Genomic DNA, 5,217 nt, shown 5'->3' on the forward strand with positions numbered 1-5,217 from the left:
AGCACCAACACCTGGCCGTTGAAACTCAGCGATGCTTGCTCCGCCAGATGCGATTGCGTCAGCACCAGCTTCGCGCCCGAGTCCTCCAGCATGAAGCGGATGCGGTCGGCCGGATATTCTGGATCGATTGGCACATAGGCTCCGCCGGCCTTCAGGATTGCATAGATGCCTACGATCATGTCCAGTGAGCGGTGAACCAGAATGCCCACAGGCTGATCTGGTTTAACCCCTTGCGCACGCAAGGTACGTGCGAGACGGTTCGCTCGCTCGTTTAGCTCACGGTAGGTCAACGATGCCGCTCCGCACAACACCGCCACTTGCTCCGGTGTATTCGCGGCCTGCTGCTCAAACAGACTGCTTAGCGTTTGATCCTGCGGATAGGCTGCTGCCGTATCTCCCCATACCTGCACGATTTGTGCTTGTTCTTCCGGCGTTACCAATTCCAGCTCATTCACGTGGATATACGGGTTGTCTACGATTTGTCCGATGATGTGGTCCATATGACCCCGGATACGCTCCATTGCAGACCGGTTATACACCAGAGCATTGTATTCAAACAGAATAGAGATATCCTCATCTGGCACGACAATCAGGTTAAAATCGTAGTTGGTTTGCTCTGCAAGTTCCACATTGGCAATGGAGAAGCCTGTGTGTGCGTCTGCTTCGCCGGAACCGCCCATTTGCTTCATCTGCTGCCCGATTGGGTAGTTTTCAAAGACCATAATGTGATGAATCAGGTCTTGTTTTTGTTCAGTCAGTGCCTGAATGTCGTAGAGCGGAAACGTGTCATAGACACTGGAGGCCAGAGCCTGTTCCTGTGTGCGCTGCAATACTTCAGCAAATGTAGCTTCCTGTGCACTGCATATGCGTACTGGGATCGTGTTGATAAACAAACCGATCATGTTTTCCACACCTGGAATTTCTGCCGGACGACCGGATACCACACTACCAAACACAACATCCTGATTATTATTGTATTTCTGTAAAATAACGCCCCAAACGCTTTGCAGCAATGTGTTAATCGTTACATGTTGTTGCTTGGCAATTTGGTTTAAAGCAGCACTCCGTTCTTTACCCAACATAAACGGCAGCTTTTCCGAAACATAGCCAGAGTTTGAAATTCTACCACTTCTGTCTGTATCCTCATTCCGTTCTACTACAGAAGCTTGCGCGTTCTCACTAGGCAACAAGGTTTGCTGCTCAAAACCTGCCAAATAGTCACTCCAATAACGGGTCGCCTCCTGTGCGTCTTGATGTTCCAACCAATCGATATAGTCACTATACGGCTTAACAGACGCGAGCTCTGGCTGCTTGTTCTCCAGTAAGGCAAAATATGCACCAAATACTTCGTCCGTCATCAGTGACAGACACCAGCCGTCCATCACAATATGGTGGAAGCTCCATACAAAACGGTATGAGTGATCACCCGTGCGGAAGACAGCTACGCGCATAAGCGCATCCTTGCTTAAATCAAAGCCTCGAGCTTTGTCCTGAGACACAAATTCGGCTACAGCGTGTTCACGTCCTCTGACATCCTCATAACAGAAGCTCGGATTTTTATGGTGATAGACGATTTGCAATGGTTGTCCATGCCAGCCGCTGTAGAAATTCGTCCGTAATATAGCATGTCGACTAACCAGCAGCTTCAAGCTTTCCTCGAATATAGACGGTGCAAAGTGGCCCTCAAGATCAAAGGTTGCCTGCTCAAAATACACGCCTGTTTCTGCATTCATCAAACTATGGAACAGCATTCCCTTTTGCATTGGGGTCAATGGGTACACCTTTTCCAATTCCCCAATCGCCTTTGTCTGCTCCTTAATCGTATCCAATTGTTCCAGGGTCAGACCTTTGAACAGTACATCACTTGGAGTCAATTCGGTCCGCTCCCGTGTCACACAATGCTCGATTATTTCAAGCAGATTGGCTTTCAACAGGTTGGCTAACATTTGGACCGTATCCCTACGGAAGGCTTTGCCGTTATACCGAATGTCGAGTCCCAAGATGCCCTTGGTTACGATTCCGCTCACATCGAGAGCATATTTCATTTTCGTCCGGTCACTAATGACCGATCCAATCGAATAAGGAGACATACGAATATCGCTGTTTGCCAAGTCTTGATCAAACTGTCCGAGATAGTTAAAGCTCACTTGAGGCTCGGCAAAAGCTTGATGTTGACCTAAGTTTAGTACATCTGCTTGCTGACCAACCACTCGACCAGATTCACTCAAATATCTCCAGATTCCGTAGCCCATTCCCTTATTCGGAATATGACGCAGGCTCTCTTTGACCTGTTTGATCCGATCCGACAAAGCATGAGCACGACCGATATCCAGCAGCACCGGATATTGACTCGTAAACCAGCCTACCGTACGAGAAATGTCCGTATCCGGCAAAATGTTCTCACGTCCGTGTCCCTCTAAATGAATCAGACTGCGTTCATGACCCGTCCACGTGTATAGCATCATGCCTAATGCCGTCAGCAGCAGATCGTTCACTTCCGTGTTATATGCGCGGTGTGCTTCCTTCAATAGTTTTGATGTCTCTTCTTCCGTAAGTTGGAGGACTACTGTATCCGTGTCAGCCAAGGTAAACGAGTCGGCCTGTGCTTGATCCTCAGGCAAACATACTTGGTCAGCTAAAGCGGCTGCGTTCAATTGCTCCCAGTAGGCATATTCACTTTCCATAGCTGCGCTATTCGCATAAGTGGAAAGTTTTTGAGACCAGGAACGGAATGAATCCGTTTTGTCCGGTAACTGGAGCGTCTTTTCATGGACAGCCTGTTCATAGGCTACAGCCAAATCATCGAACAAAATACGCCATGATACCCCGTCCACTACCAAATGGTGAATCACCATCAACAGATGGTCCCCATCTGCACAGTGGAACAAGCCAGCCTTCAACAACGGCCCTTCATGAAGTTGAATACTACTGTGAATTTCACTGGCTTTCGCCTCAATGGCTGCGCTGAGCGTGGCTTCATCCGTCAAGTTCGTAAAGTCCACCACATCCAGATGATATAGCTCACCTTCCTGTACGCCACGGTTCCATGCTTCATATCCTTGCTCTGTCTTGCTGAACACCATCCGCAGCGCATCATGATGCGCTGTAAGTTTGCCAAGTGCCTGACGCAGAGCGGACTCATCAAAACCCTGCTCCCGGTGCAGCATAACCGCCTGATTAAAGTGATGCGCATCCACTTGCTCCTGTGCAAAGAACCCGTGCTGGATCGGAAGCAATGCCGTTTTCCCGCTCACTTCTCCCTGATCTACCCTACGACTTGCCTCATGCATATGCGGTGCAAGTGTTGCAACGATGGGATAGCGGAACAAATCCTTCATATCCAGCTTGTAGCCTGCCTGGAACGCACGCGATACGATTTGAATCGCCTTGATCGAATCGCCGCCCAGGTCAAAGAAATTGTCCAAAATACCGACGGTTTGCACGCCTAGGACGGACTGCCAGATCGCTACGAGTGCTCGTTCTGCTACCGTGCGCGGCGCTACATACTCCGCACCGCTGTGCAGACTACCTTCTGGTGCTGGCAGGGACTTGCGGTCGATTTTACCATTCGGTGTCAGCGGCATCTGCTCCAACCAGATGAAATAAGACGGCACCATATAGCTTGGCAGCTTTTGTCCCAGCTCATGTCTCAGCTCACTAGCTCCAAGCTCTTGACTTGCGACGTAATACGCTACTAACTGGGTTTGACCCGTTTCGTCCGTACGGGCCACGATGACCGCTTCTTGTACGGACTGCACCTGCAGCAGCTTCGATTCGATCTCGCCCAGTTCGATCCGATAACCTCTGATTTTCACCTGATGGTCCATCCGACCCAAATATTCAATATTGCCGTCTGGCATCCATTTTGCCAAATCACCCGTACGATACATCCGCTCATAATCTGCCTCGTCAGCAGCAAACGGATTATTCACAAATTTCTCTGCCGTCAGTTCTTCACGTTTCCAATACCCTCGCGCCAATCCTTCCCCTGCAATACATAACTCACCCGGTACACCGACTGGCTGTAATTCCCCATTCGCATTCATGATATATATTTGTGTATTCGCGATGGGACGTCCAATATTAATATGCTGAGCATGGGTCAGTTCCTGTACGGTCGACCAAACGGTCGTTTCTGTAGGTCCGTACATGTTATAAATACGGGGACCGTTGATTTCTTGCAGTGCTGCGAGCAGCCTGGACGGAAGGGCTTCACCCCCGACCATAATGGCCTTCACGTCTTGCAACGCGCGGGAGCCTGCTTCATGCCCCAGCAGCATTTGCAAACGAGATGGTGTCATTTGCAACATCTCAATATGATGATGAGCAATCAATTCACCCAGCGCCTGAGGATTCACCTGATGCTGGCTGTCACCAAGCACCACCGTCATTCCACCTAGCAGGGGCAGAATAGTTTCCAAGACAAAAATGTCGAATGAAATGGTCGTGAGTGACAAAATCGTTTTGCTCGTTTCAAAGTCAATGACTCCGCGCATCCCTGTAATAAAGTTGAGGACCGAGCGATGCTGGAGCATAACTCCTTTCGGATTACCCGTCGAACCAGAGGTATAGATGACGTAAGCCAAATGCTCTGGGCGGGCAATCGCCTCCAGGTTGCCACTCTCTCCCTGATACAATTCTTTGTCCTCAAGAAATAGGATATTGGCATGGCTTTGGTGCTCTTCTGCCAAATTACGACTGGTCAGAAGCACTGCCGCCTCGCTGTCTTCCAGCATGTATGCAATACGTGAGGACGGAAATTCGGGATCAATCGGCACATAAGCACCACCTGCTTTTAGAACAGCCAGTAGACCTACGATCATTTCCACGGAGCGCTCCACCATCAGACCTACCAGCTTGTCAGGTCCTACTCCCTGTGCTTGAAGCATTCGTGCCAATGAATTCGCCCGTTCATTTAGCTTCTGATAAGTCAGACTCTGATGTCCAAACACCAATGCCACCTGATCCGGCGTAGATTCCACCTGAGCCTCGAACAGCTGATGGACCGTCTGATGAGACGGAAATGCAACAGCCGTGTCATTAAATCCTGCTGTAATCTGTTGTTTTTCGGCTACTGTGAGTAGTTCCAGCTCTTCAACACGAACATTCGGGTTAAGCGAAATTTGCTCCAAGAGACGTACAAAATGTCCATGCAGACGCTCAATGCCTGCTTGATCAAAGCTGAGCGCGTTATACATAAATCGAATCTTGATGCCT

Annotated in this window: 1 protein-coding gene; it reads right to left on the minus strand. The window is 49.5% G+C overall.

The features are described 5' to 3' along the window. The coding region (locus AC5V8P_RS23170) for an amino acid adenylation domain-containing protein (protein ID WP_495473907.1) at nucleotides 1-5,217 on the minus strand (5,217 nt) is incomplete at both ends.

This window comes from Paenibacillus sp. N119s, assembly GCF_059447605.1.